This window comes from Pseudomonas asplenii, assembly GCF_001293465.1.
GTDB classification, from domain to species: domain Bacteria; phylum Pseudomonadota; class Gammaproteobacteria; order Pseudomonadales; family Pseudomonadaceae; genus Aquipseudomonas; species Aquipseudomonas fuscovaginae_B.
The window spans coordinates 245,938-267,265 of sequence record NZ_JSYZ01000014.1; the positions used below are offsets into that span (position 1 = coordinate 245,938).

23 protein-coding genes are annotated in these 21,328 nt (G+C 63.5%); 16 read left to right on the forward strand and 7 right to left on the reverse strand.

Features of this window, described 5'->3' with window-relative positions; translation table 11 throughout:
- The first annotated feature begins 11 nt into the window (after positions 1–11).
- The 9 genes from PF66_RS18305 to PF66_RS18345 all read left to right on the forward strand — a co-directional run bounded on the left by PF66_RS18305 (position 12) and on the right by PF66_RS18345 (position 10,030).
- Positions 12–1,004 carry a phosphate ABC transporter substrate-binding protein PstS gene (locus tag PF66_RS18305; RefSeq protein WP_054058592.1) on the forward strand — a complete coding sequence of 331 codons (993 nt, stop codon included), beginning with the start codon at positions 12–14 and terminating at the stop codon, positions 1,002–1,004.
- Positions 1,005–1,533: 529 nt separating this feature from the next.
- Positions 1,534–3,567, forward strand: coding sequence for an ABC transporter permease subunit (locus tag PF66_RS18310; protein ID WP_192842713.1), 2,034 nt, complete (start codon positions 1,534–1,536; stop codon positions 3,565–3,567).
- 15 nt (positions 3,568–3,582) lie between these two features.
- Complete coding sequence (gene pstA / locus PF66_RS18315; protein WP_054058594.1) at positions 3,583–5,253, forward strand: phosphate ABC transporter permease PstA; 1,671 nt, start codon at positions 3,583–3,585, stop codon at positions 5,251–5,253.
- A gap of 153 nt (positions 5,254–5,406) precedes the next feature.
- Positions 5,407–6,240 carry a phosphate ABC transporter ATP-binding protein PstB gene (gene pstB, locus PF66_RS18320; protein WP_017901744.1) on the forward strand — a complete coding sequence of 278 codons (834 nt, stop codon included), beginning with the start codon at positions 5,407–5,409 and terminating at the stop codon, positions 6,238–6,240.
- Positions 6,241–6,358: 118 nt separating this feature from the next.
- Positions 6,359–7,120, forward strand: coding sequence for a phosphate signaling complex protein PhoU (gene phoU, locus PF66_RS18325; RefSeq protein WP_054058595.1), 762 nt, complete (start codon positions 6,359–6,361; stop codon positions 7,118–7,120).
- A gap of 158 nt (positions 7,121–7,278) precedes the next feature.
- Positions 7,279–8,202: a response regulator gene (locus PF66_RS18330; protein WP_054063468.1), complete on the forward strand. Its 924-nt coding sequence runs from the start codon at positions 7,279–7,281 to the stop codon at positions 8,200–8,202.
- 230 nt (positions 8,203–8,432) lie between these two features.
- On the forward strand, positions 8,433–8,765 hold the full coding sequence (locus PF66_RS18335; RefSeq protein ID WP_054063469.1) for a type II toxin-antitoxin system RelE/ParE family toxin: 333 nt from the start codon (positions 8,433–8,435) through the stop codon (positions 8,763–8,765).
- Positions 8,762–9,067 carry a helix-turn-helix domain-containing protein gene (locus PF66_RS18340; RefSeq protein ID WP_054057816.1) on the forward strand — a complete coding sequence of 102 codons (306 nt, stop codon included), beginning with the start codon at positions 8,762–8,764 and terminating at the stop codon, positions 9,065–9,067. The genes PF66_RS18335 and PF66_RS18340 overlap by 4 nt, the downstream gene beginning before the upstream one ends.
- A 66-nt stretch (positions 9,068–9,133) precedes the next feature.
- Positions 9,134–10,030: a peptidoglycan DD-metalloendopeptidase family protein gene (locus PF66_RS18345; RefSeq protein WP_193394216.1), complete on the forward strand. Its 897-nt coding sequence runs from the start codon at positions 9,134–9,136 to the stop codon at positions 10,028–10,030.
- Between the two features lie 116 nt (positions 10,031–10,146).
- Here the strand turns inward: PF66_RS18345 and PF66_RS18350 are convergent, their stop codons facing one another.
- From PF66_RS18350 to phoB, 3 genes are all read right to left on the reverse strand, one after another.
- Positions 10,147–11,490: a hemolysin family protein gene (locus tag PF66_RS18350; protein WP_054063471.1), complete on the reverse strand. Its 1,344-nt coding sequence runs from the start codon at positions 11,488–11,490 to the stop codon at positions 10,147–10,149.
- A 301-nt stretch (positions 11,491–11,791) separates the two neighbouring features.
- Positions 11,792–13,114, reverse strand: coding sequence for a phosphate regulon sensor histidine kinase PhoR (gene phoR / locus PF66_RS18355; RefSeq protein ID WP_054057813.1), 1,323 nt, complete (start codon positions 13,112–13,114; stop codon positions 11,792–11,794).
- A gap of 43 nt (positions 13,115–13,157) precedes the next feature.
- Positions 13,158–13,847: a phosphate regulon transcriptional regulator PhoB gene (gene phoB / locus PF66_RS18360; protein ID WP_010447794.1), complete on the reverse strand. Its 690-nt coding sequence runs from the start codon at positions 13,845–13,847 to the stop codon at positions 13,158–13,160.
- Positions 13,848–14,000: 153 nt separating this feature from the next.
- Between phoB and PF66_RS18365 the strand changes: the two genes are divergently transcribed.
- Positions 14,001–14,381, forward strand: coding sequence for a COG4315 family predicted lipoprotein (locus tag PF66_RS18365; protein ID WP_054057812.1), 381 nt, complete (start codon positions 14,001–14,003; stop codon positions 14,379–14,381).
- Between the two features lie 143 nt (positions 14,382–14,524).
- Here PF66_RS18365 and ubiA read toward each other — a convergent pair whose 3' ends face one another.
- Together ubiA and PF66_RS18375 are read right to left on the reverse strand one after the other, a co-directional pair.
- Positions 14,525–15,415 (reverse strand): 4-hydroxybenzoate octaprenyltransferase, encoded by an 891-nt coding sequence (gene ubiA / locus PF66_RS18370; protein ID WP_054057811.1) that lies wholly within the window; start codon positions 15,413–15,415, stop codon positions 14,525–14,527.
- The gene (locus PF66_RS18375; protein ID WP_054063472.1) at positions 15,415–15,978 is read right to left on the reverse strand and encodes a chorismate--pyruvate lyase family protein; all 564 of its coding nucleotides are present in this window, start codon (positions 15,976–15,978) and stop codon (positions 15,415–15,417) included. The genes ubiA and PF66_RS18375 overlap by 1 nt, the downstream gene beginning before the upstream one ends.
- A gap of 201 nt (positions 15,979–16,179) precedes the next feature.
- On the opposite strand from PF66_RS18375, the gene PF66_RS18380 reads away from it, so the two are divergent.
- From PF66_RS18380 to PF66_RS18405, 6 genes are all read left to right on the forward strand, one after another.
- A complete protein-coding gene (locus tag PF66_RS18380; protein WP_054063473.1) occupies positions 16,180–16,347 on the forward strand; it encodes a rubredoxin in 168 nt (55 codons plus the stop codon).
- Between the two features lie 39 nt (positions 16,348–16,386).
- On the forward strand, positions 16,387–17,535 hold the full coding sequence (locus PF66_RS18385) for an NAD(P)/FAD-dependent oxidoreductase (protein WP_054063474.1): 1,149 nt from the start codon (positions 16,387–16,389) through the stop codon (positions 17,533–17,535).
- A gap of 187 nt (positions 17,536–17,722) precedes the next feature.
- Positions 17,723–17,998 (forward strand): HU family DNA-binding protein, encoded by a 276-nt coding sequence (locus PF66_RS18390; protein ID WP_003213368.1) that lies wholly within the window; start codon positions 17,723–17,725, stop codon positions 17,996–17,998.
- A 227-nt stretch (positions 17,999–18,225) separates the two neighbouring features.
- Positions 18,226–18,657, forward strand: coding sequence for a DcrB-related protein (locus PF66_RS18395; protein ID WP_054057806.1), 432 nt, complete (start codon positions 18,226–18,228; stop codon positions 18,655–18,657).
- Between the two features lie 18 nt (positions 18,658–18,675).
- Entirely contained in the window at positions 18,676–19,971 is a 1,296-nt protein-coding gene (locus tag PF66_RS18400) for a PAAR domain-containing protein (RefSeq protein WP_054063475.1), read from the forward strand.
- Entirely contained in the window at positions 19,968–20,501 is a 534-nt protein-coding gene (locus PF66_RS18405; protein WP_054057805.1) for a hypothetical protein, read from the forward strand. Before PF66_RS18400 ends, PF66_RS18405 begins: the two co-directional genes overlap by 4 nt.
- Before the next feature lie 7 nt (positions 20,502–20,508).
- On the opposite strand, the gene PF66_RS18410 is transcribed toward PF66_RS18405, so the two are convergent.
- On the reverse strand, positions 20,509–20,829 hold the full coding sequence (locus tag PF66_RS18410; protein ID WP_239687951.1) for a hypothetical protein: 321 nt from the start codon (positions 20,827–20,829) through the stop codon (positions 20,509–20,511).
- 109 nt (positions 20,830–20,938) lie between these two features.
- Positions 20,939–21,316, reverse strand: a complete 378-nt coding sequence (locus tag PF66_RS18415; protein WP_054057803.1) for a hypothetical protein — start codon at positions 21,314–21,316, stop codon at positions 20,939–20,941.
- Between the last annotated feature and the right edge of the window lie 12 nt (positions 21,317–21,328).

The following is a 21,328-nucleotide window of genomic DNA, read 5'->3' on the forward strand; positions in this document are numbered from 1 at the left end:
AGGAGTAAGGCATGAAACTGAAACGTTTGATGGCGGCAATGACCTTTGTCGCTGCTGGCGTCGCGACTGCCCACGCGGTGGCCGCTGGTGTAGATCCGTCCATTCCCGCCTATACCAAAGTCCAAGGCGTGTCGGGCAACCTGTCCAGCGTCGGTTCCGATACCCTGGCAAACCTCATGACCCTGTGGGCTGAGGGCTACAAGAAAGAATATCCGAACGTGAACATTCAGATTCAGGCCGCCGGTTCCGCTACCGCACCGCCCGCACTGACTGAAGGTACTTCGAACCTCGGCCCCATGAGCCGCAAGATGAAGGACACCGAACTGGCGGCCTTCGAGCAGAAGTACGGCTACAAGCCGACCGCCATCCCGGTCGCTGTCGATGCCCTGGCGGTATTCGTGCACAAGGACAACCCGATCCAGCACCTGACCATGGAACAGGTTGACGCGATCTTCTCCTCGACCCGTCTGTGCGGCGCCAAGGCCGACGTCAAGACCTGGGGCGACCTGGGCGTGACCGGCGACCTGGCCAACAAGCCGGTCCAACTGTTCGGCCGCAACTCGGTATCCGGCACCTACGGCTACTTCAAGGAAGAAGCCCTGTGCAAGGGCGACTACAAGCCTAACGTGAACGAGCAGCCGGGTTCGGCTTCCGTGGTGCAGTCCATCAGCTCCTCGCTGAACGGCATCGGCTACTCGGGTATCGGCTACAAGACCGCCAGCGTGAAGACCGTGGCCCTGGCCAAGAAAGGCAGCACCGACTTCATCGAAGACAGCGAAGAAAACGCCCTGAACGGCAAATACCCGCTGTCGCGCTTCCTGTACGTCTACGTCAACAAGGCTCCGAACAAGCCTCTGGCCCCGCTGGAAGCCGAGTTCGTGAAGCTGGTTCTGTCCAAGCAGGGCCAGGAAGTCGTAGTCAAGGACGGTTACATCCCGCTGCCAGCCAAGGTTGCCGCCAAGGCGCTGGCTGACCTGGGCCTGAGCGAAGGCGCCAAGAAGTAAGCACCGGGCCGGCGTCTGGTGGCCTGTGTGGCTGATCGCACACCCAACTCCAAGTCCCTGAACCTGGATTTGAGTATCCGAATCAACCGTACAGGCCACTGGCCCCGGTATGTGGGAGCGGGCTTGCCCGCGAAAGCGATCCTGGAAGGACGCTTCGCAGGCAACCGGCAACCCGCGCACTAAATTTCCGAATCCGCTGCCAGCCATGCTGGGCGGCGGCTTCCGTGCGTCACTGCACTGTCATCTTTCTGTCATACAGGATCGCTAGGGTGTGCGCATGAACGATCTGGCCAATTCCACCATGACTACGACTTCTCCCCCCAAGCGCATTGACTTCAATACGCCTGAACTCAAGCGCAAGCGCCAAATTCGTGCGCTCAAGGACCGCCTGACCCGCTGGTATGTATTCGTTGGCGGCCTGGCCGTCCTGGCGGCGATCACGTTGATCTTCTTCTTCCTCGGCTATGTGGTCATGCCGCTGTTCCAGGGTGCCTCGCTGACGGCGGAAAAAGCCATCAGTCCGGCCTGGATGCGCGATGCCGGCAACCCGCTGATGATCTCCCTGGAAGAACAGAACCAGGTCGGCATGCGGGTTTCCGACCAGGGGCAGGTGCTGTTCTTCGCTGTCGAAGGCGCTGCCGAGCTGTCGCGGGTGAACCTGCCGATTCCGGCCGGTACCAAAGTCACCGCCATCAGCAAGGACCAGCCGGGCGTCCCGCTGGTTATCGTCGGCCTGTCCAACGGCCAGGCGCTGGTGTTCCGCCACAGCTACAAGGTGACCTACCCGGATGGCAAGAAGACCATCACCCCGACGATCGAATACCCGTACGGGGAGACGCCGATCACCCTGGATGAGCAAGGGCATGCCCTCGAGCACGTGAACCTCAACGCCAGCGACTCGACGCTGATCGCCGTGGGTTCCAATGGTGCGCAACTGCACGTGCTGGCGCTGACCAAGGAAGAAAACATGATGACCGGCGAGGTCACCAGCGAGCAGAAGAGCATCGATCTGCCGCAGATGACCGAGCCGGTGAAGGCGATCTACATCGATCCACGCCAGCAGTGGTTGTATGTGATCAACGGGCGTGCCCAGGCCGACGTGTTCAGCCTGCGCGACAAGAGCCTGAATGGCCGTTACAAGCTGCTTGAGGACGCCAACGCCGAAGTGACCGCCAGTGCACAGCTGGTCGGTGGCATCTCGCTGATCATCGGTGACTCCAAGGGCGGCCTCGGCCAGTGGTTCATGGCCCGTGACACCGATGGCGAACTGCGCCTGAAGCCGATCCGCAGCTTCCAGATGGGCAACGCGCCGATCGTCGAGATCAGCGCCGAAGAGCGTCGCAAGGGCTTCGTCGTCCTGGATGCCGCCGGCAAGCTCGGCGTGTTCCACAGTACTGCGCACCGTACCCTGCTGGTCGAGCAGGTGGTCGACGGTCCGGGCCTGTTCGGCCTGTCGCCGCGGGCCAACCGGGTGATCGTCGAACAGGGTGGCAAGATCCAGCCGCTGCTGCTCGACAACCCGCATCCGGAAGTGTCCTGGAGCGCGCTGTGGAGCAAGGTCTGGTACGAGAACTACGACGCACCCAAGTACGTCTGGCAATCGACCGCCGCCAACACCGACTTCGAGCCCAAGCTGAGCCTGTCGCCGCTGACCTTCGGTACCCTGAAGGCCGCGTTCTACGCCATGCTGCTGGCGGCGCCGCTGGCCGTCGCCGCAGCGATCTACACCGCCTACTTCATGGCCCCGGGCATGCGCCGCAAGGTCAAGCCGGTGATCGAGCTGATGGAGGCGCTGCCAACGGTGATTCTCGGCTTCTTCGCCGGCCTGTTCCTGGCGCCGTATGTCGAAGGCCACCTGCCGGGGATCTTCAGCCTGCTGCTGTTGTTGCCGATCGGCATCCTGGTGGCCGGCTTCGCCTGGAGCCGCCTGCCCGAATCGCTGCGCCTGCGGGTGCCGGACGGCTGGGAAAGCGCGATCCTGATCCCGGTGATCCTGTTCGTCGGCTGGCTCTCGCTGTTCATGAGCCCGCACCTGGAGTCGTGGTTCTTCGGCGGCGACATGCGCCTGTGGATCTCCCACGACCTGGGCATCACCTACGACCAGCGCAACGCCCTGGTGGTCGGCCTGGCCATGGGCTTCGCGGTGATTCCGAACATCTACTCGATCGCCGAAGACGCCGTGTTCAGCGTGCCGCGCAGCCTGACCCTGGGCTCCCTGGCCCTGGGCGCCACGCCCTGGCAGACCATGACGCGGGTGGTGATCCTCACCGCCAGCCCGGGCATCTTCTCGGCGCTGATGATCGGCCTGGGCCGCGCCGTCGGCGAGACCATGATCGTGCTGATGGCCACCGGCAACACCCCGGTCATGGAGATGAACCTGTTCGAGGGCCTGCGCACCCTGGCGGCGAACGTCGCGGTGGAGATGCCGGAGTCGGAGGTGGGTGGTAGCCATTACCGCGTGCTGTTCCTCTCGGCACTGGTGCTGCTGCTGTTCACGTTCATCATGAACACCCTCGCGGAACTGATTCGTCAGCGTCTGCGCAAGAAATACTCGTCGCTTTAATAAAGGTAGAAGTCTGTGAAACAGAACTCCCTGAATGGCTGGTTCAAGAGCGGCGCCCCTGGCGTCTGGATCAGCGGTGGTGCGGTGTCCATCGCGGTCATCATGACCATCGGCTTGCTGGCGGTGATCGCGGTACGTGGGCTGGGGCATTTCTGGCCGGCGGATGTGATCCACGCCGAGTACAGCATTCCCGGCCAGGCCCCGCAGGTCGTGGTCGGCGAGGTGGTGCAGAAGGAAGAAGTGCCGCGGGCGCGCCTGAAGACGGCGGGCCTGCCGGTGCCGGACAACGGCCCCGAGTTCATGACCCGCGAGCTGGTCAAGGTCGGTAACCGCGACCTGAACGGCAACGATTTCACCTGGGTCGTCGGTGAGTGGCTGACCAACCTGAGTACGCCGGCCGAGCTGATGGCCATCGAGCGTCGCGAGTGGGGCAACTTCTACGGCACCCTGGTCAACGTCAAGGAAAACGGCAAGGTCGTCGCCGAAGGCGAGGCCGCCTGGCCTGAGCTGCAGGCGCGGATCGACCGTGTGAACGGTCTGGCCAGGCAGCTCAAGACCCTGGAAAAGAGCGACATCGGCGCGATCAACGCAGGCCTGGAGCGTATTCGCCTGCATGGCCGCAAGCTGGAACTCGAAGGCAAGCTGGACGCTGCCGCCCAGGCCGACATGGAAGCCGAGAAGGCCGAGCTGCATGCCCGATACCAGGCGATCGAAGCGCGCCTGAGCGAGCTGCACACCGAGTTCAATCGCGACAGCCTGACGGCCCGCGATGGCAACGGCAAGGAACTGGAAATCGGCATCAGCAAGGTGGTCCACGCCTACCAGCCGAACGCCATGGGCACCTTCACCAAGCTGGGTTTCTACTTCAGCAAGGTCTGGGAGTTCCTCAGCGACGACCCGCGGGAAGCCAACACCGAGGGCGGGATTTTCCCGGCGATCTTCGGCACCGTGATGATGACCCTGATCATGGCGATGATCGTCACTCCGTTCGGCGTGCTGGCGGCGGTCTACCTGCGTGAGTATGCCAAGCAGAACACCCTGACCCGGGTGATCCGCATCGCGGTGAACAACCTGGCCGGCGTCCCGGCGATCGTCTACGGCGTGTTCGGCCTGGGCTTCTTCGTCTATGTGCTGGGCGGCTCGCTCGACCGGCTGTTCTTCCCCGAGGCCCTGCCGGCGCCGACCTTCGGCACCCCGGGCCTGCTCTGGGCCTCGCTGACTCTGGCGCTGCTGGCGGTGCCGGTGGTGATCGTGGCCACCGAGGAAGGCCTGGCGCGTATTCCGCGCACCGTCCGCGAAGGTTCGCTGGCACTGGGGGCGACCAAGGCCGAGACGCTGTGGAAGATCGTCCTGCCGATGGCCAGCCCGGCGATGATGACCGGCATGATCCTCGCCGTGGCCCGTGCCGCCGGTGAAGTGGCGCCGCTGATGCTGGTGGGCGTGGTGAAGCTGGCGCCGTCGCTGCCGGTGGATGGCAACTACCCGTACCTGCACCTGGACCAGAAGATCATGCACCTGGGCTTCCACATCTACGACGTCGGCTTCCAGAGCCCCAACGTCGAGGCGGCGCGCCCTCTGGTGTACGCCACCGCGTTGCTGCTGGTGCTGGTGATCGCCACGCTGAACCTCTCGGCCGTGTGGATCCGTAACCACCTGCGCGAGAAGTACAAGGCGCTGGATAGCTGATGACGCATTACCTGTAGGAGCAAGGCTTGCCCGCGAAGCTTTTGGCGGCCTCCGAGGCCTTTCGCAGGCAGGCCTTGCTCCTGCCAGGTCCCTTATTGCACACGCCGCCCAGCGGCGTACCGAAACGAATTTGTTAGCGCAGGGAGTTTACCCATGCAGCATGAAACCCAACCCCACGGCATCAACATGTCCGCCCTGGGTCGCAGCAAGCAGAGCCTGGACCTGGCCAGCGAGACCGTGGCCATCGAAGTGCCGAAACTGAGCCTGTTCTACGGCGAGAAGCAGGCACTGTTCGACGTCAGCATGAACATCCCCAAGCAACGCGTGACCGCCTTCATCGGCCCGTCCGGTTGCGGCAAGTCGACCCTGCTGCGCACCTTCAACCGGATGAACGATCTGGTCGACGGCTGCCGCGTACAGGGCGAGATCAACCTTTACGGCAACAACATCTACCGCAAGGGCGAGGACGTGGCCGAGCTGCGTCGCAAGGTCGGCATGGTGTTCCAGAAGCCGAACCCGTTCCCCAAGACCATCTACGAGAACGTCGTCTACGGCCTGCGCATCCAGGGCATCAACAAGAAGCGCGTGCTCGACGAGGCCGTGGAATGGGCCCTCAAGGGCGCGGCCCTGTGGGATGAAGTGAAGGATCGCCTGCACGACTCCGCACTCGGCCTGTCCGGCGGCCAGCAGCAGCGTCTGGTGATCGCCCGTACCATCGCCGTGGAGCCGGAAGTGCTGTTGCTCGACGAGCCGTGCTCGGCACTCGACCCGATCTCGACCCTCAAGGTCGAGGAACTGATCTATGAACTGAAATCCAAGTTCACCATCGTGATCGTGACCCACAACATGCAGCAGGCGGCCCGGGTTTCCGACTACACCGCGTTCATGTACATGGGCAAGTTGGTGGAATTCGGCGATACCGATACCCTGTTCACCAATCCCGCGAAGAAGCAGACCGAGGACTACATCACCGGTCGTTATGGCTAGGAGCGGCTGTGTGCCGCAGGCCGGAGGCGGCAAGGCAGATGCTGTGCGAACCCCGGATCACCCTATCACTGCTTGAAACGCGCGGCTTGAAGCCTGCAAGTTTCGCGGAGCTAAACCAATGATTGATAAAGAAGGTCTTACCCATCACATCTCCGCGCAGTTCAACGCGGAGCTGGAAGAAGTTCGCAGCCACCTGCTGGCCATGGGCGGGCTGGTGGAGAAGCAGGTCAACGACGCGGTGACCGCACTGATCGAGGCCGATTCCGGCCTGGCCCAGCAGGTGCGCGAGATCGATGAACAGATCAACCAGATGGAGCGCAACATCGACGAGGAGTGCCTGCGCATCCTCGCCCGTCGCCAGCCGGCGGCCTCCGACCTGCGGTTGATCATCAGCATCTCCAAGTCGGTGATCGATCTCGAGCGTATCGGCGATGAAGCCACCAAGATCGCCCGTCGTGCCATCCAGCTGTGCGAAGAAGGCGAAGCGCCGCGCGGTTATGTCGAAGTTCGTCACATCGGCGACCAGGTGCGCAACATGGTTCGCGACGCACTGGATGCCTTCGCCCGTTTCGACGCGGAGCTGGCGTTGTCCGTGGCGCAGTACGACAAGATCATCGATCGCGAGTACAAGACCGCCTTGCGCGAGCTGGCCACCTACATGATGGAAGATCCACGCTCTATCTCGCGGGTGTTGAGCATCATCTGGGTGTTGCGTTCGCTGGAGCGGATCGGTGACCACGCACGCAATATCTCCGAGCTGGTAATCTACCTGGTACGTGGAACCGACGTACGGCACATGGGCCTCAAGCGCATGCGTCAGGAAGTTGAGGGAGTGGCCCCCGAAACTGCTAATGTTCCGGACAAATCTGACGATAACTAAGATTGCCCGAGAGAAACGCCCGGCCAATGGTCGGGCGTTTTTGTTTGTGGCGTACGAATTTTATGCGCCTTGCGAGCGATAAAATCCCGGCGTGACTGATCAGTTTTGCAAATGGCCATTAGCCAGTATGCTGGCCGGGATTTTTAGAGGAATGGTCAATGAGCAAAGTCAGTGTGTTGGTGGTGGATGACGCATCGTTCATCCGCGACCTGGTGAAAAAGTGCCTGCGCAACTACTTCCCGGGTGTGCGGACCGAAGACGCCGTCAACGGACGCAAGGCCCAGGCGATCCTGGCGCGCGAGGCGTTCGACCTGGTGCTGTGCGACTGGGAAATGCCTGAGATGTCCGGCCTGGAGCTGCTGACGTGGTGCCGTTCGCAGGAGGCTCTCAAGACCATGCCGTTCGTGATGGTCACCAGCCGCGGCGACAAGGAGAACGTGGTGCAGGCGATCCAGGCCGGGGTTTCCGGCTACGTCAGCAAGCCGTTCACCAACGAACAACTGCTGACCAAGGTCAAGCAGGCACTGCACAAGGTCGGCAAGCTCGACGCGCTGATGAGCAGCGCTCCGAAGTCGAACGCGGGGTTTGGCAACGACTCGCTGAGCGCGCTGACCGGCGGCAAGCCGGCGGTGGTGTCGCCTGCGGCTCCAGCAGCCCCCGCAGCGGCGCCCGCTGCGTCCAAGGGCATCCTCAACAGCCCGCCGGTACGTCCGGCGGCGGCTGCGGCTGCGAGCCCGGCGACCGGCGGTCGTGGCCAGGGCCAACTGCGCCTGGCCAGCGGCACCCAGCAATGTGTGATCAAGGCCCTGAGCATCAAGGAGGCCCTGCTGGTGGTTCGTCGCGGCGAGGCCCTGCCACAGATCCTGGAAAGCGCCGTGCTCGACCTGGAGCAGGGTGACAATGCCGAGGTCGCCCGCCTGAACGGCTACCTGCACGCGATCGTCGCCCATGAGCCCAAGCCGGACAGCGACTGGCTGCAACTGACCTTCCGGTTCATCGACCAGGATGCGCAGAAGCTCGACTACATCTCCCGCCTGATCGCCCGCGGCACCGCCCAGAAGCACTTCGTTCCTGGCGCCTGATGCCCGTCTGACAACCCGGTGCGGCTGGCGCCGGGTTGTTTCTCCTCGTTCCTACGTTACGTATCGAAAGACCTTTCGTCCGAATATCCGCTCGTCCGATTTCTTTATATCTGTTTTGATATAGATTGATCAGCAAGGCATGGCTGCCGGCCAAGTCTTGCAACAACCTCGTGCCACGAACGCTTCGCCCGTTGCTTACGCTTTTCCTGGCAAGCACGGGAGGTATCGCGATGGCAAGGCACAAGGACGTGGTATTCGTAGGGAGTTCGCTCGGGGATTTGCGAGCCTTCCCGCTGGCGGCGCGAAGAGCGGCGGGTTTTCAGCTGGATCTCCTGCAGCAGGGTGAAGCACCCTGTGACTGGAAGCCCATGATGACGGTGGGCAGGGGGGGCTACGAAATTCGGATCAATGATGAGAGCGGGGCATTCCGGGTGTTTTATGTGGCCAACAGGGTTGATGCCTTGTATGTGCTTCACGCCTTCAGGAAGACGACGCAGAGGACCCAGGCCCGGGATATCGAGCTGGCCAGGGCCAGATACCAGGAGATAGGAGCAAAACCATGAGCGATCATGTCCATATCGAACGTTTTTCCTCCGTCTGGGATGCCCTGGAGGAGACTCCCCGGGAGGCGGCCAACATGCGTCTGCGCTCCCGGCTGATGCTGGAACTGATCCGTAGTATCAGCGCCTGGGAGTTGTCCCAGAAGGCCGCGGCCAAGCGCCTGGGGATCAGCCAGCCCAGGCTCAACGACCTGCTCAATGGCAAGATCGACAAGTTCTCCCTGGACGCGCTGGTGAACCTCTCGGAGCCGGCGCAACTGGACGTCGACCTGTGCTTCGGCCAGGGTGCGACTCAGCTCGCCTGAGTCACACAAACATCTTGGCGGCCTGCTAATCTGCTCGCCACGTTTGGTTTGGCGGCTTGCCCTATGTTGTTCCTGCGCCTGTTGTTTTCCTGTGGCCTGCTGATGGTTGCCGCCTCGGCTGCGGCCATGACGGTCTACAAGTACGTGGACGCCAATGGCGTGGTCACCTACAGCGACCGCCCGGCGCCGGGGGCCCAGGTGTTCGTGTTTCGCGATCGGATGGTCGAGCACCTGGAGCGCCAGGTGCGCCTGGACATTCGCAGGCAGAAGGGTGGCGACGAGGTGTTCGTGCGTAACGACCTGTATGCGCCGGTGGAAATCGAGTTGAGTTTCGCCGCGCTGAAGAACGTCAGCGGAGCGCCCGTGCAGCCGATTCGCAAGGTGTTGCCGGCGCGCAGTCACCAGCGTCTGGCGCTGCTCAGCGCGAGCCAGGCCGGGCAACCGTTCCTGTATACCCCCAAATTCCGCTATTCCCTTGGTGACCCTTCAGGCCAGGCTCAGGGCTATCGTTATCCGTTTCCCTGGCGCGGCGGGCCCTTTCGCCTGACCCAGGGGCCGAACGGCGAATACAGCCATCATGGCGCCAAGAGCCGCTATGCGATGGATATCGCCATGCCGGTCGGTACGCCGATCATCGCCGCGCGGGGTGGGGTCGTGGTCAAGACCGAGAACGACCAGTCCGGGCGTGGCAAGAACCCTGCGGGCAACTTCGTGCGGATCCTGCATGACGACGGCACCATGGGTGTCTACCTGCATCTCAAGCAGGGCTCGGTGACCGTGCGCGAGGGGCAGCGGGTGGCGGTGGGGAGCCCGCTGGGGCTGTCGGGCAACACCGGCAACAGCACGGGGCCGCACCTGCATTTCGTGGTGCAGCGCAATACCGGGCTGGGCCTGGTGTCGATTCCGTATCAGTTCAGCCAGCCGATGGAGGCGTTGCCGAACTTCGCCGTGGGCGGGCAGTGAGACCACGGGTTGGACGCTGACCTGTAGGAGCGTGCCTTGTCGGAACGCCGCACCGCCGCGAACAGGCCGGCAAGCCTGGAGCCTCCCACAGGCCTGGCATCCGTTCGCCCGGGGCGTCAGTCGAGCTTGAGGACCTTGGCCAGGATGATCTTCGGCCCCTTCATCTTCTTGATGATGATGCGCAGGCCTTCGACTTCCATCACCTCTTCCTCCTCGGGCACCCGCTTCAGGCTCTCGTAGACCAGGCCGGCGAGGGTTTCGGCCTCGATATGGTCCAGGTCGATACCCAGCAGGCGCTCGACCTTGAACAGCGGCGTGTCACCGCGCACCAGCAACTTGCCCGGCTGGTAGGCGAGGATGCCGCGTTCGGCCTTGCGGTGTTCGTCCTGGATGTCGCCGACCAGCACTTCGAGCACGTCTTCCATGGTCAGGTAGCCGATCACCTTGCTGTCGGCTTCCTCGACCAGGGCGAAGTGCGAGCCGCCCTGGCGGAACTGCTCGAGCAGGCGCGACAGCGGCATGTGCTTGGACACGCGCTCCAGCGGGCGGGTCAGTTCGGCCAGGTTGAACGACTCGGGGATGTGGTCCAGGGCCGCCAGTTCCAGCAACAGGTCCTTGATGTGCAGCAGGCCGACGAACACATTGCGCTCGGCGTCGTATACCGGGTAGCGGCTGAACTTGTGGCGACGGAACAGCGCCAGGATTTCCTTGAGCGGGGCGTTGCAGTCCAGGGTCACCAGGTCTTCGCGGGAGTTGGCCCAGTCGACCACCTCCAACTCGCCCATTTCCACGGCCGAGGCCAGTACGCGCATGCCCTGGTCGCTGGGGTCCTGGCCGCGGCTGGAGTGCAGGATCAGCTTGAGCTCTTCACGGCTGTAGTGGTGTTCGTGATGCGGGCCGGGCTCGCCCTGGCCGGCGATACGCAGGATGGCGTTGGCGCTGGCGTTGAGCAGGTAGATGGCCGGGTACATCAGCCAGTAGAACAGGTACAGCGGCACCGCCGTCCACAGCGACAGCAGCTCCGGCTTGCGGATGGCCCAGGACTTGGGTGCCAGCTCGCCGACCACGATGTGCAGGTAGGAAATGATGAAGAAGGCGGTGAAGAACGACACGCCCTTGATCACTTCGGGAGAGCTTACGCCGATGGCGCCGAGCACCGGTTCCAGCAGGTGGGCGAAGGCCGGCTCACCGACCCAGCCCAGGCCCAGCGAGGCCAGGGTGATACCCAGCTGGCAGGCGGACAGGTAGGCGTCCAGCTGGCTGTGCACGGTGCGCAGGATCTGCCCGCGCCAGCCGTTATGCTGGGCGATGGTTTCGACGCGGGTCGAGCGCAGCTTGACCATGGCGAACTCGGCCGCAACGAAGAAACCGTTGAGCAATACCAGCAGCAGAGCAAAGAGAATCATGCCGAAATCGGCGAATATCGAGAAGAGGGTCAAGCTACTAGGGGAAGGGTCCATGATGGGGTTTTACGGGTTCCATATTTCAATTTGAAGTTGTGTTTCGCGGCCTGAAAGGCAGGCCCAAGCCTTCCAATGTAGCGGCACACGGGCCCCTTGCCTAGTGGCCTGTGTGGCTAATTCGCATGCTCCACTCCGGGCCCATGGCTTCGCCAGACAGCGTTGCCATTCCTCGCCGTAGCCCTGCTACGACTCGTCATGGCGCCTTGCCTGGCAAACCCCTGGGCCCGAATTTGAGTATTCGAATTAACCGTACAGGCCACTAGTGGCCCGTGTGCCTGATCCCGATGGGACCGCGCATTCAGACGGAGAGTTCGTTCTTTTGCGAACGCACGACCTGGGCCGGCGCGAAATGACAGGTGAAGGTGCTGCCGTGGCCCGGCACGCTGCTGATCTCCAGGCGCGCCCGATGGCGCAGGAGCACGTGCTTGACGATGGCCAGGCCCAGGCCGGTGCCGCCGGTGTTGGAGTTGCGGCTGGAGTCGACGCGGTAGAAGCGCTCGGTCAGGCGCGGCAGGTGCTTGTTGTCGATGCCGATCCCCGAGTCCTGGACGCTGAGGTGCGCGCCCTGTTCGTCGCCCCACCAGCGTACGCGAATGGTGCCCTCGGCCGGAGTGTACTTGACGGCATTGAACACCAGGTTGGAGAAGGCACTGCGCAGTTCACCCTCGCTGCCCTTGAGACGGATGCCCGGATCGGCTTCGACGGTGATGGTCTGGTTGAGTTGCCCGGACAGCGCCTGGGCATCGTTGCGGATCGTCTGCAGCAGGCTATCGACCTGCACCGGATGGTTGTCCGATGGGTAGTCGGTGGCCTCCAGCTTGGCCAGCAACAGCAGGTCGTTGAGCAGCGTCTGCATGCGACCGCCTTGCTGCTGCATCTGCTGCAGGGCGCGCAACCAGCGCGGGTTCACGTCCTCGACGTTGTCCAGCAGGGTCTCCAGGTAGCCGCAGATCACCGTCAGCGGGGTGCGCAACTCGTGGGAGACGTTGGCGATGAAATCCTTGCGCATCTGCTCCAACTGGTGGATGCGGGTGACATCACGGACCAGCATCAGATGCTCGTTGTTGCCGTAGCGGGTGATGTGCAGCTGGATGCGCAGGCGGTCGTTGGTGGGCGAGGGGATTTCCAGCGGTTCGGCGTAGTTGTCCTGCTCGAAGTATTCCTTGAAGCGCGGGTGGCGTACCAGGTTGGTCACCGGCTGGCCGCTGTCCTGCGGGGTCTTGAGGCCGAGCAGGGTTTCGGCGGCGCGGTTCCACCATTCCAGGTTGCCGTCGCTGTCGAGCATGACCACCGCGTCCTTGAGCGCCGCGGTGGACTCCTGGACCCGGTCGATCACCGCCTGCAGGCGGCCGCGCACGCGTTGGTCGCGGCGTTGCAGGTGGTAGATGCTGTCGAACACGTCGCCCCACAGGCCGTAGCCATCGGGCGGTGCCTCGTCGGGTTTGTGCAGACGCAGCCACTCATGCAGGCGCAGCAGTTGCTTGAGGGTCCAGACGAGGTAAATCCCCAGGCCCACGGCCAGGGCCCAGCTGTAATAGCCGCTGATCAGGCCGACCAGCAGGCAGCCGGTCACGAGCAACAACAGATGGCGGATCAGGGTGCCATGCCAGTTCTGATTCACTTCAACATGCGTCCTTGTCAGCGGTCAGTGCGCGTAAGGCGGCTCAGCCCTTGGTGGAAAACCGGTAGCCGGTGCCGCGCACGGTTTGTACCAGATTTTCGTAGGCATCGCCGAGGGCCTTGCGCAGGCGGCGGATATGCACATCGACGGTACGCTCTTCGACATAGACGTTGCCGCCCCAGACCTGGTCCAGCAACTGCCCGCGGGTGTAGGCGCGTTCCTGGTGGGTCATGAAGAACTGCAACAGGCGATATTCGGTGGGACCCATCTCGGCCGGCTTGCCGTCGATGGTCACGCGGTGGCTGATGGGGTCGAGCAGCAGGCCACCGACTTCGATCGGCGCTTCGCCGTCGGTCGGGCCGGCGCGACGGAGCACGGCCTTCAGGCGGGCCACCAGTTCCCGGGGGGAAAACGGTTTGGTGATGTAGTCGTCGGCACCGACTTCCAGCCCCTGGATCTTGTTGTCTTCCTCGCCCTTGGCGGTGAGCATGATGATCGGGATGTCGCCGGTCAGCTCGTCGCGCTTGAGGCGGCGGGCCAGTTCGATGCCCGAGGTGCCGGGCAGCATCCAGTCGAGCAGGATCAGGTCAGGCTTGCGGTCGACGATGATCGCATGGGCCTGCTGGGAGTTTTCCGCTTCCATGCAGTCATAGCCGGCCATTTCCAGGGCGACAGCGATCATCTCCCGAATCGGGGCTTCGTCATCGACGATCAGAATGCTCCTGCCAACCATGTCCCTTAATCCTCTTGTCATTGAACTGTCTTGCGCCGCATTAGATAACGAAATTATTGCAGTCATGTGACAGCTTTTCCGCGTTGCCGACGATAGCCAGTTTCATGAACTAAGCTGGGGGTTCGAATCTACAACCACAAAAGGAAGGTTCTGATGACTAACTCTTCGTTTTCGCTCAAGGCCCTGATGGTTGCCGCCGTGCTGGCCCTGCCGGCGCTGGCCTCTGCCGCCGAACCTGCCATGGCCAAGGGTGGAATGCTGGTCGACCATCATGGCATGACGCTCTATACCTTCGACAAGGACGCCGCGGGCAAGTCGATGTGCAACGGCGACCCCTGCGAGACCAACTGGCCGCCGCTGGCCGCCACCGCCACGGACAAGGCCTCGGGCAAGTGGAGCGTGATCAAGCGCGATGACGGCAAGCTGCAGTGGGCCTATGACGGCAAGCCGCTGTACACCTTCAAGGCCGACAAGAAGGACGGCGACATGACCGGCGACGGCAAGGGCGGCGTCTGGCACGTGGCCAAGCCCTGAGGACCCGTGAACCAGGGTTTTCGCGACCCTTGTAGGAGCCGGGCTTGCCCGCGAAGCCTTTAGCCAATTCGAGGGCCCATTCGCGGACAAGCCCTGCTCCTACAGTCTGCGGTGTATTGGGTTGCTGTGGATTGGGAATAGGCTCAACGCAGCGCGTAATCCAGCACCACGCCGATGAAGATCGCCAGCCCCGCCCAATGGTTGTGCAGGAACATCCTGAAGCAGCGCTGCGGATCGCGATCGCGGGTCATCCAGAATTCCCAGGCGAAACACGCCGCCGCCACCAGCAACCCGACATGGAACCAGGCGCCCAGTTCGAAGCGCGAGCCGGCCAGCAGCAGGCAGCCGAGCATCAGTCCCTGCAGGGTGAGGATGATCACCCGGTCGGCATCGCCGAACAGGATCGCGGTGGATTTCACTCCGATCTTCAGGTCGTCCTCGCGGTCGGTCATCGCGTAGTAGGTGTCGAAGGCCACCGTCCACATCAGGTTGGCGATGTACAACAGCCACGCCGCCGCCGGCAGGTTGCCGTCCTGGGCGGTGAAGGCCATCGGAATGCCCCATGAGTAGGCGGCACCCAGTACTACCTGCGGGTAGTAGGTGTAGCGTTTCATGAAGGGATAGCAGGCTGCCAGGGCCAGGGCACCGAAGGACAACCACACGGTGGTGGCGTTGGTGCACAGCACCAGCACGAAACTGATGCCCATCAGCAGGGCGAACACCGCCACTGCCTCCTTGCCGCTGATCCTGCCCGCTGCCAACGGCCGTTGTTCGGTGCGCTTGACGTGGCCGTCGACCTTGCGGTCGGCGAAATCGTTGATCGCGCAGCCGCCGGCGCGGGTCAACACCACGCCGAGGCCGAAGATCAGCAGATGGCTCAGCGAGGGCACGCCCTTGGCGGCGATCCACAGCGCGCTCAGGGTCGGCCACATCAGCAGGTAGATGCCGATCGGCTTGTCCATCCGCGTCAGTTGCAGGAAGTCCCAGGCCCGTGGATGCAGGCGGTTCAGGGATTTGAGCAGGTTGAGGTACATCAGCAGGTCTCCTCGGTGGCATCGACGGCCTGCCACAGACTCGGCAGGAAGATCTCCGCCACCAGCAGGCTCAACGGCCCGCGGTTGAAACGCGAGCGGCGGCCCCAGAGGTTGTCGGTACGGTGTTCGGCCGGCAACCATTGTGCCGGGTAATGGCAGACCTCGATCGCCTGGCGTTCGAAGGCCTGGTCGCAGAACAGCAGTTCGCCCAGCGAGCGGCTGCCCAGTTCATCCAGGTTCAGCCCGCCCTGTTGCAGCACGCTCTGCGCCGCCACGCTGCGGGCGAACACCCAGGGCTGGCCATGACCGCGCAGATAGACCTCGCGCACCCAACCGAGGCTCCCCGGCGGCAATTCGAGGGCGGTGCACTCGTCGTCGCGCAACGCTTGCCAGCCCTCGAACAGTGGCGTGACGCTGAAGGCATTGTCGCAAAGCCTGGTCAGGCGTCGGGTCAGTGACCCTTCGTCGAACAGCCAGTCGAGGGTCCGAGTGCTGGGTTGGGGCGCCAGTCGACTCTGCGTGAGCCAGGCGGGAGAGGCCGGAATAGGGGCGTTGTGCGACACGATGGGCAGTTGATCGGCAGCCAGTGAGGCCGCGAGCTTACCACAGGGTATCCGGCCAATTAGAGCGCCTGGGCGGTCATGGCTGGCGATCGTGCTTGCATCTGCCGGCTTCGGTCAGTACAAAACGCCCTGAGCCGGACGACAACGCCGTACCCATCGATCGTCCGTGCCGAACATGCCTGGGAATCGAGGAAGTAACGCATGAAGAAGTGGCAGTGTGTGGTCTGTGGCCTGATCTACAACGAAGCCGAGGGCTGGCCGGATGACGGCATCGCCCCGGGTACCCGCTGGGAAGATGTGCCTGAGGATTGGCTGTGCCCGGACTGCGGCGTCGGCAAGTTGGATTTCGAGATGTTCGAAATCGCCTGATCGAGCAAATTTCAAACAATCATGGATGTGGAGAAGGGAATGAACGCACCTGTCGTGATCGTCGGTACCGGGTTGGCCGGTTACAACCTGGCCCGGGAGTTTCGCAAGCTCGACGGCGAAACCCCGCTGTTGCTGATTACCGCCGATGACGGGCGTTCCTACTCCAAGCCCATGTTGTCCACCGGCTTTGCCAAGAACAAGGACGCCGACGGCCTGAGCATGGCCGAACCCGGTGCCATGGCCGAACAGCTCAAGGCCGAAGTGCGCACCCATACCCGCATCAGCGGCATCGACCCGGGCCACAAGCGCCTGTGGATCGGCGAGGAAGCGGTGCCCTATCGCGACCTGATCCTGGCCTGGGGCGCGGAAACCGTGCGGGTACCGGTCGAGGGCGATGCGCCCGAGGCGATCTTCCCGATCAACGATCTGGAGGACTACGCCCGTTTCCGCGCTGCTGTCGCCGGCAAGCAGCGCGTGCTGCTGCTGGGCGCGGGGCTGATCGGCTGCGAGTTCGCCAACGACCTGATCCTGGGCGGCTACGAGGTCGACCTGGTGGCGCCTTGCGAGCAGGTCATGCCGACCCTGCTGCATCCGGCAGCCGCCGCCGCGGTACAGGCCGGCCTGGAGGGCCTGGGCGCGCGTTTCCACCTGGGGCCGGTGCTGACCCGTCTGCAACGGGTCGGCGATCACCTGCAGGCGCACCTGTCCGACGGCGAGACCCTGGACTGTGACGTCGTGGTCTCGGCCATCGGCTTGCGCCCGCGCATCGACCTGGCCGCGGCGGCGGGCCTGCAGGTCAACCGCGGGGTGGTGGTCGACCGCCATCTGCGCACGTCCCACGCCAATATCTACGCCTTGGGCGATTGCGCCGAGGTCGATGGCCTGAACCTGCTCTACGTCATGCCGTTGATGAACTGTGCCCGTGCCCTGGCCCAGACCCTGGCCGGCAACCCCACGGCAGTGAGCTATGGCGCCATGCCGGTGACGGTGAAGACGCCGGTCTGCCCGCTGGTGGTATCGCCGCCGCCACGGGGCCTGGAGGGCGCCTGGACGGTCGAGGGGCAGGGTGCCGACATCAAGGCGCTGTGCCGTGATGCCAGTGGTCGCCTGCTCGGTTATGCCCTGACCGGCGGCGCGGTCGCGGAAAAACTGGCCTTGAACAAGGAACTGCCGGCGCTGCTGGCGTAAATAACGCTCCTTCTGTCGTAAACACCCTGCTTTTGCCTCTACAAAGGTCGCAGGCAGACTGGCGCGGGGCTCGACGCCGTGCCATTCTCCTCCCGTCTGTCGCAGCGTAGAGCCTGCGGCGCTTTGGGCGCTGTTCCGGAAGAACAGCACGGACATAACAACAAAAAACCGTCAAAGAGGCTTCACTATGCGTAAACCAGAACTCGCCGCTGCAATCGCTGAAAAAGCGGATCTCACCAAAGAACAGGCCAACCGTGTACTCAACGCGGTTCTCGAAGAAATCACCGGCGCGCTGCACCGCAAAGACAGCGTGACCCTGGTGGGCTTCGGCACCTTCCTGCAGCGTCATCGTGGCGCCCGTACCGGCAAGAACCCGCAAACCGGCGAGCCAGTGAAAATCAAGGCCAGCAACACCGTGGCGTTCAAGCCGGGCAAGTCGCTCAAAGACAGCGTCAACCCGTAAGCCTCATGGCAGTACTCCCGGAGCAAGGGGAGTGTTGGGGAAGAATGGGCACGCCGATCGGATCGGGTGCCCATTTTCATTGCCGGCCCGGTTGGGCGGCGGACAAAAATGAGAGCGGCGTCATGGCTCGGTGAATGGTTGCGCCGGGCGCCTTGATTGTTACCAGTTATTGCCTGAAGATTCGCGGCTCATCGAGTCATCCACCTGCATGGAAAGCGTCTTCGACCATGACTGCATACCGCCTCCAGGAAGCCGAGCTGGACATTCCTGAGACCTGGCAGGACCAGAGCCTCAACATCTTCAAGCTGCCCGCCGTCGGTGGTGCGCGCGAAGCCAGTTTCGTCATCAGCCGCGACCCGAGCCGCGCTGACACGCCGTTTGCCGACTACGTCGAGGCCCAACTGAAAAGCGCCGGGCAGCAGTTGCCCGGTTTCAACCTGATCAAGCGCTGGGACTTCGTGCTGAGCGAGCACGCCGCCGTGCTGCTCGACTACAGCTGGCAGCGCGAAGGGCGCGAGCTGATGCTGCGCCAGGTGTTCATCGATCGCCAGCCGGTGGGCCTGATCGCCACCCTGACCACCACGCCGAACGACCTCGTGCACCACGAGCCGGCCTGGAAGGCGGCTCTGCAGACGCTCAAGCTGCAGCCCCGGACCTGATCGGCGGCAATCGTCAATATGGACATGTTGGCCGCCGCCCGCCTCGGCGATGAGATAGCCCACGGTTTCGGCGTGGCCGCGATGGTCGCCGGTGCCGTGGCCGGTGCCCTGATCGGCGCTGCGGTGGTGGCCGCCACCGTAGCCACCGGCGGCGCGGCGCTGGCGATCATGGCCGGTTCGATCGCTGCTGGCGGGCTGTCGATGTTCCAGATCGTCAAGGGCCTGAACACCATTTTCGATTTACCGGAGCCGACGACCGGAACGTTGATACTCGGCAGCCAGAATGTCTTCATCAACAGTCGCAACGCCATGCGCGCCGGCGTCGATGCGGCGGACTCCTGCTCGGGCCTGCCGCTGAACCATCCGTACTGGCCGTTCAACGTCGAGATCGCCGAAGGCAGCGCCACGGTCTATATCAACGGCCAGCCGGCGGCGCGCCTGAAGAGCAAGATGAGCTGCGGCGCGCACATCAAGACCGGCAGCCCGAATACCTTCATCGGCGGGCCGACGGTGGCCGTGGCGTTCGTCCTGGATATCGAGGGCTGGATGCACACCGGCCTGGAAGCACTGGGCCTGGCGGCGCTGGGTGGTGCGGCGATACTGGCGGCCATGACCGGGCTGGCCGCCCTGGGTGGCTTCGTCGTGATCGGCGGGGCGATGATGGGGGGGATGGAGCTGCTGGGCCAACTGGGCGATCGCCTGGGGCCGGGCTACCGCGACCTGCTACAGGGCGTTGCCGGCATGGCCCTGCTGGGCATGGGGCCGAAGATGGCGCGCCTCGCCGAGACGCCGACGCCGCGCGCGGCGGCCTACAAGGCCGGCATGACCGAAGCCGATATCATGGCGATTCCCAAGGGCAGTCGGCCACCGCCGAGCGACTACCTCGAGGGCTCGTATATCGACAGGCACCTGCAGACCTTCAAGGACGAGGGCGGCGGCTTCCTGTTCACCGCCGACGACATTTCCAACCCCAAGTACGGCTCGTTCAACCCGAACAAGTTCGTCATGGCAAAGTCCGACCTGCAAGGCGTGGTGGCCGAGTACCAGAAGGCCGGCGATGTCTCGGTGCTGGAGTCGGCCCTGGGCTACGATCCCGGCTCGCTGGTGGGCAAGGACATCTACATGGTGAGCCTGGACAACCCCAAGGTGCTGATGCCCAACGGCAACGAAGGGGGCGTCAACTCGCTCTGGCGCCCGGGCGGCCTGACCTATCCGGGCGGCATGCGCGAGGCAGTGCTGGACAATGTGCCGATTTCCCACGGTAATGACGTCAATGTGCTGATGTCGACCCACGATGTAGTGAAAATCCAATGAGCAACCCGTTCGACAATGTGCTGCAACTGGCCCTGGCCAACGATGAGCTGGACAAGTTCCTGGTGGGCGAGCCGTTCTACTTCCTCGAAGCCAAGGTCGACAACGACGAGCCGCAGAACGTGGTGGCGGCCTTCGACCAACTGATCGTGCCGTACTGGCGTCTAACCCACGATGCGAGCTTCCCGACGCGTTTCGTCGCGGCCCTGCTGACCCTCCTGGCGACCTATCCGGATCGCAACCGGGCGATCTACATCGCCCATGACTGGGTCTGGTACTACCGCTTCTGCCAGGACAAACAACGCAAGCAGCCGCAGGGCCCCTACGGCGACCTGTTCGACGTCGACCTGGGCAGTGTGGCCGTGGCACTCAAGCGCCAGCTGGAAAGCCGCAAGGCCGACCTGCAGGCCGACACCCGCTGGGCGGGCGCGGCCTGGAACAGCCCGGATGGCATGTGGACGCCACTGATGCGTTCGGCGCTGATGGTGCGTGACAAGCTCGGCGGGCCGGACTTCGTTCCGGCCAATGCCTGAGCCGGCGTCAGGCGGTCATTGCCTGTGCGGGGTGGCCGGCGTCCTTGAGCAGGGCGTCGACCTTCTTCAAGTGATTGAGCAGGGCGCCGACGTTGCCGGCATTGATCAGCGTGCCCTGGGCGAAGGCCCTGTTCAACGGGATCATGGCACTGGACACCGCATGGTTGGCCTGGGCTTCCTGCAGATTCTCCTGAAGTTGCCTGAGCATGTCCCTGAGCAGGGGATCATCCAGGGATAGCGGGGCGCCCAGGTCATGCTTCTTCAGCGTACTGACCAGCAACCCCAGCGCCACGCTGGCCCGCATCAACGCTCTTTCTCGTGCATCCATACGCCATCTCCCATGTTGACGATCCTGGTGACGACTCAAGAATAGACCACGATTGTGACCAACCCGCAAACAGAACATCGGGACGTGAAGTCGCACCCGTCTATCGACGTCAGCGGCCCACGACGGGGTAGTGCCTGATGCGGCACGGATGGCTGTTGCCATCGCCCTTGCACATGCCATCCAGATAGCGATAGTCGACCCGTACCGTCTGTCCCTTGCCGGGCCAGCGCTTGCGTGGAAGGGTGCTCTGGTAGTCGGGCGTTTCCGGGGTGAAGGTGAGGCTCGTGCCTGCCTCCGGACACTCGACCGCCGCCGATTGCGGGCTGGCCTCCAGGACCTGGGCCTGCAACTGCGGATAGGGTTGTTTCACGACCTCGGTGACGCGCAGGTCCAGGCGGCAGACCTGCCAGGTTGCGGCGTGTGCGGGGACGCACACGGTCGATAACGCCAGGGCCAGTAGCGTAGAAAGCGTGGTCTGTTTTTTCATGATCGCGCAGTG

What these genes read in the sequence shown, in the direction of transcription:
- PF66_RS18305 (WP_054058592.1), top strand. Translation starts at nt 12, where the DNA reads ATGAAACTGAAACGTTTGATGGCGGCAATGACCTTTGTCGCTGCTGGC.
- PF66_RS18310 (WP_192842713.1), top strand. Translation starts at nt 1,534, where the DNA reads ATGCGCGATGCCGGCAACCCGCTGATGATCTCCCTGGAAGAACAGAAC.
- pstB (WP_017901744.1), top strand. Translation starts at nt 5,407, where the DNA reads ATGCAGCATGAAACCCAACCCCACGGCATCAACATGTCCGCCCTGGGT.
- phoU (WP_054058595.1), top strand. Translation starts at nt 6,359, where the DNA reads ATGATTGATAAAGAAGGTCTTACCCATCACATCTCCGCGCAGTTCAAC.
- PF66_RS18330 (WP_054063468.1), top strand. Translation starts at nt 7,279, where the DNA reads ATGAGCAAAGTCAGTGTGTTGGTGGTGGATGACGCATCGTTCATCCGC.
- PF66_RS18335 (WP_054063469.1), top strand. Translation starts at nt 8,433, where the DNA reads ATGGCAAGGCACAAGGACGTGGTATTCGTAGGGAGTTCGCTCGGGGAT.
- PF66_RS18340 (WP_054057816.1), top strand. Translation starts at nt 8,762, where the DNA reads ATGAGCGATCATGTCCATATCGAACGTTTTTCCTCCGTCTGGGATGCC.
- PF66_RS18350 (WP_054063471.1), bottom strand. Translation starts at nt 11,490, where the DNA reads ATGGACCCTTCCCCTAGTAGCTTGACCCTCTTCTCGATATTCGCCGAT.
- phoB (WP_010447794.1), bottom strand. Translation starts at nt 13,847, where the DNA reads ATGGTTGGCAGGAGCATTCTGATCGTCGATGACGAAGCCCCGATTCGG.
- PF66_RS18365 (WP_054057812.1), top strand. Translation starts at nt 14,001, where the DNA reads ATGACTAACTCTTCGTTTTCGCTCAAGGCCCTGATGGTTGCCGCCGTG.
- ubiA (WP_054057811.1), bottom strand. Translation starts at nt 15,415, where the DNA reads ATGTACCTCAACCTGCTCAAATCCCTGAACCGCCTGCATCCACGGGCC.
- PF66_RS18380 (WP_054063473.1), top strand. Translation starts at nt 16,180, where the DNA reads ATGAAGAAGTGGCAGTGTGTGGTCTGTGGCCTGATCTACAACGAAGCC.
- PF66_RS18385 (WP_054063474.1), top strand. Translation starts at nt 16,387, where the DNA reads ATGAACGCACCTGTCGTGATCGTCGGTACCGGGTTGGCCGGTTACAAC.
- PF66_RS18390 (WP_003213368.1), top strand. Translation starts at nt 17,723, where the DNA reads ATGCGTAAACCAGAACTCGCCGCTGCAATCGCTGAAAAAGCGGATCTC.
- PF66_RS18395 (WP_054057806.1), top strand. Translation starts at nt 18,226, where the DNA reads ATGACTGCATACCGCCTCCAGGAAGCCGAGCTGGACATTCCTGAGACC.
- PF66_RS18400 (WP_054063475.1), top strand. Translation starts at nt 18,676, where the DNA reads ATGGACATGTTGGCCGCCGCCCGCCTCGGCGATGAGATAGCCCACGGT.
- PF66_RS18405 (WP_054057805.1), top strand. Translation starts at nt 19,968, where the DNA reads ATGAGCAACCCGTTCGACAATGTGCTGCAACTGGCCCTGGCCAACGAT.
- PF66_RS18410 (WP_239687951.1), bottom strand. Translation starts at nt 20,829, where the DNA reads ATGGATGCACGAGAAAGAGCGTTGATGCGGGCCAGCGTGGCGCTGGGG.
- PF66_RS18415 (WP_054057803.1), bottom strand. Translation starts at nt 21,316, where the DNA reads ATGAAAAAACAGACCACGCTTTCTACGCTACTGGCCCTGGCGTTATCG.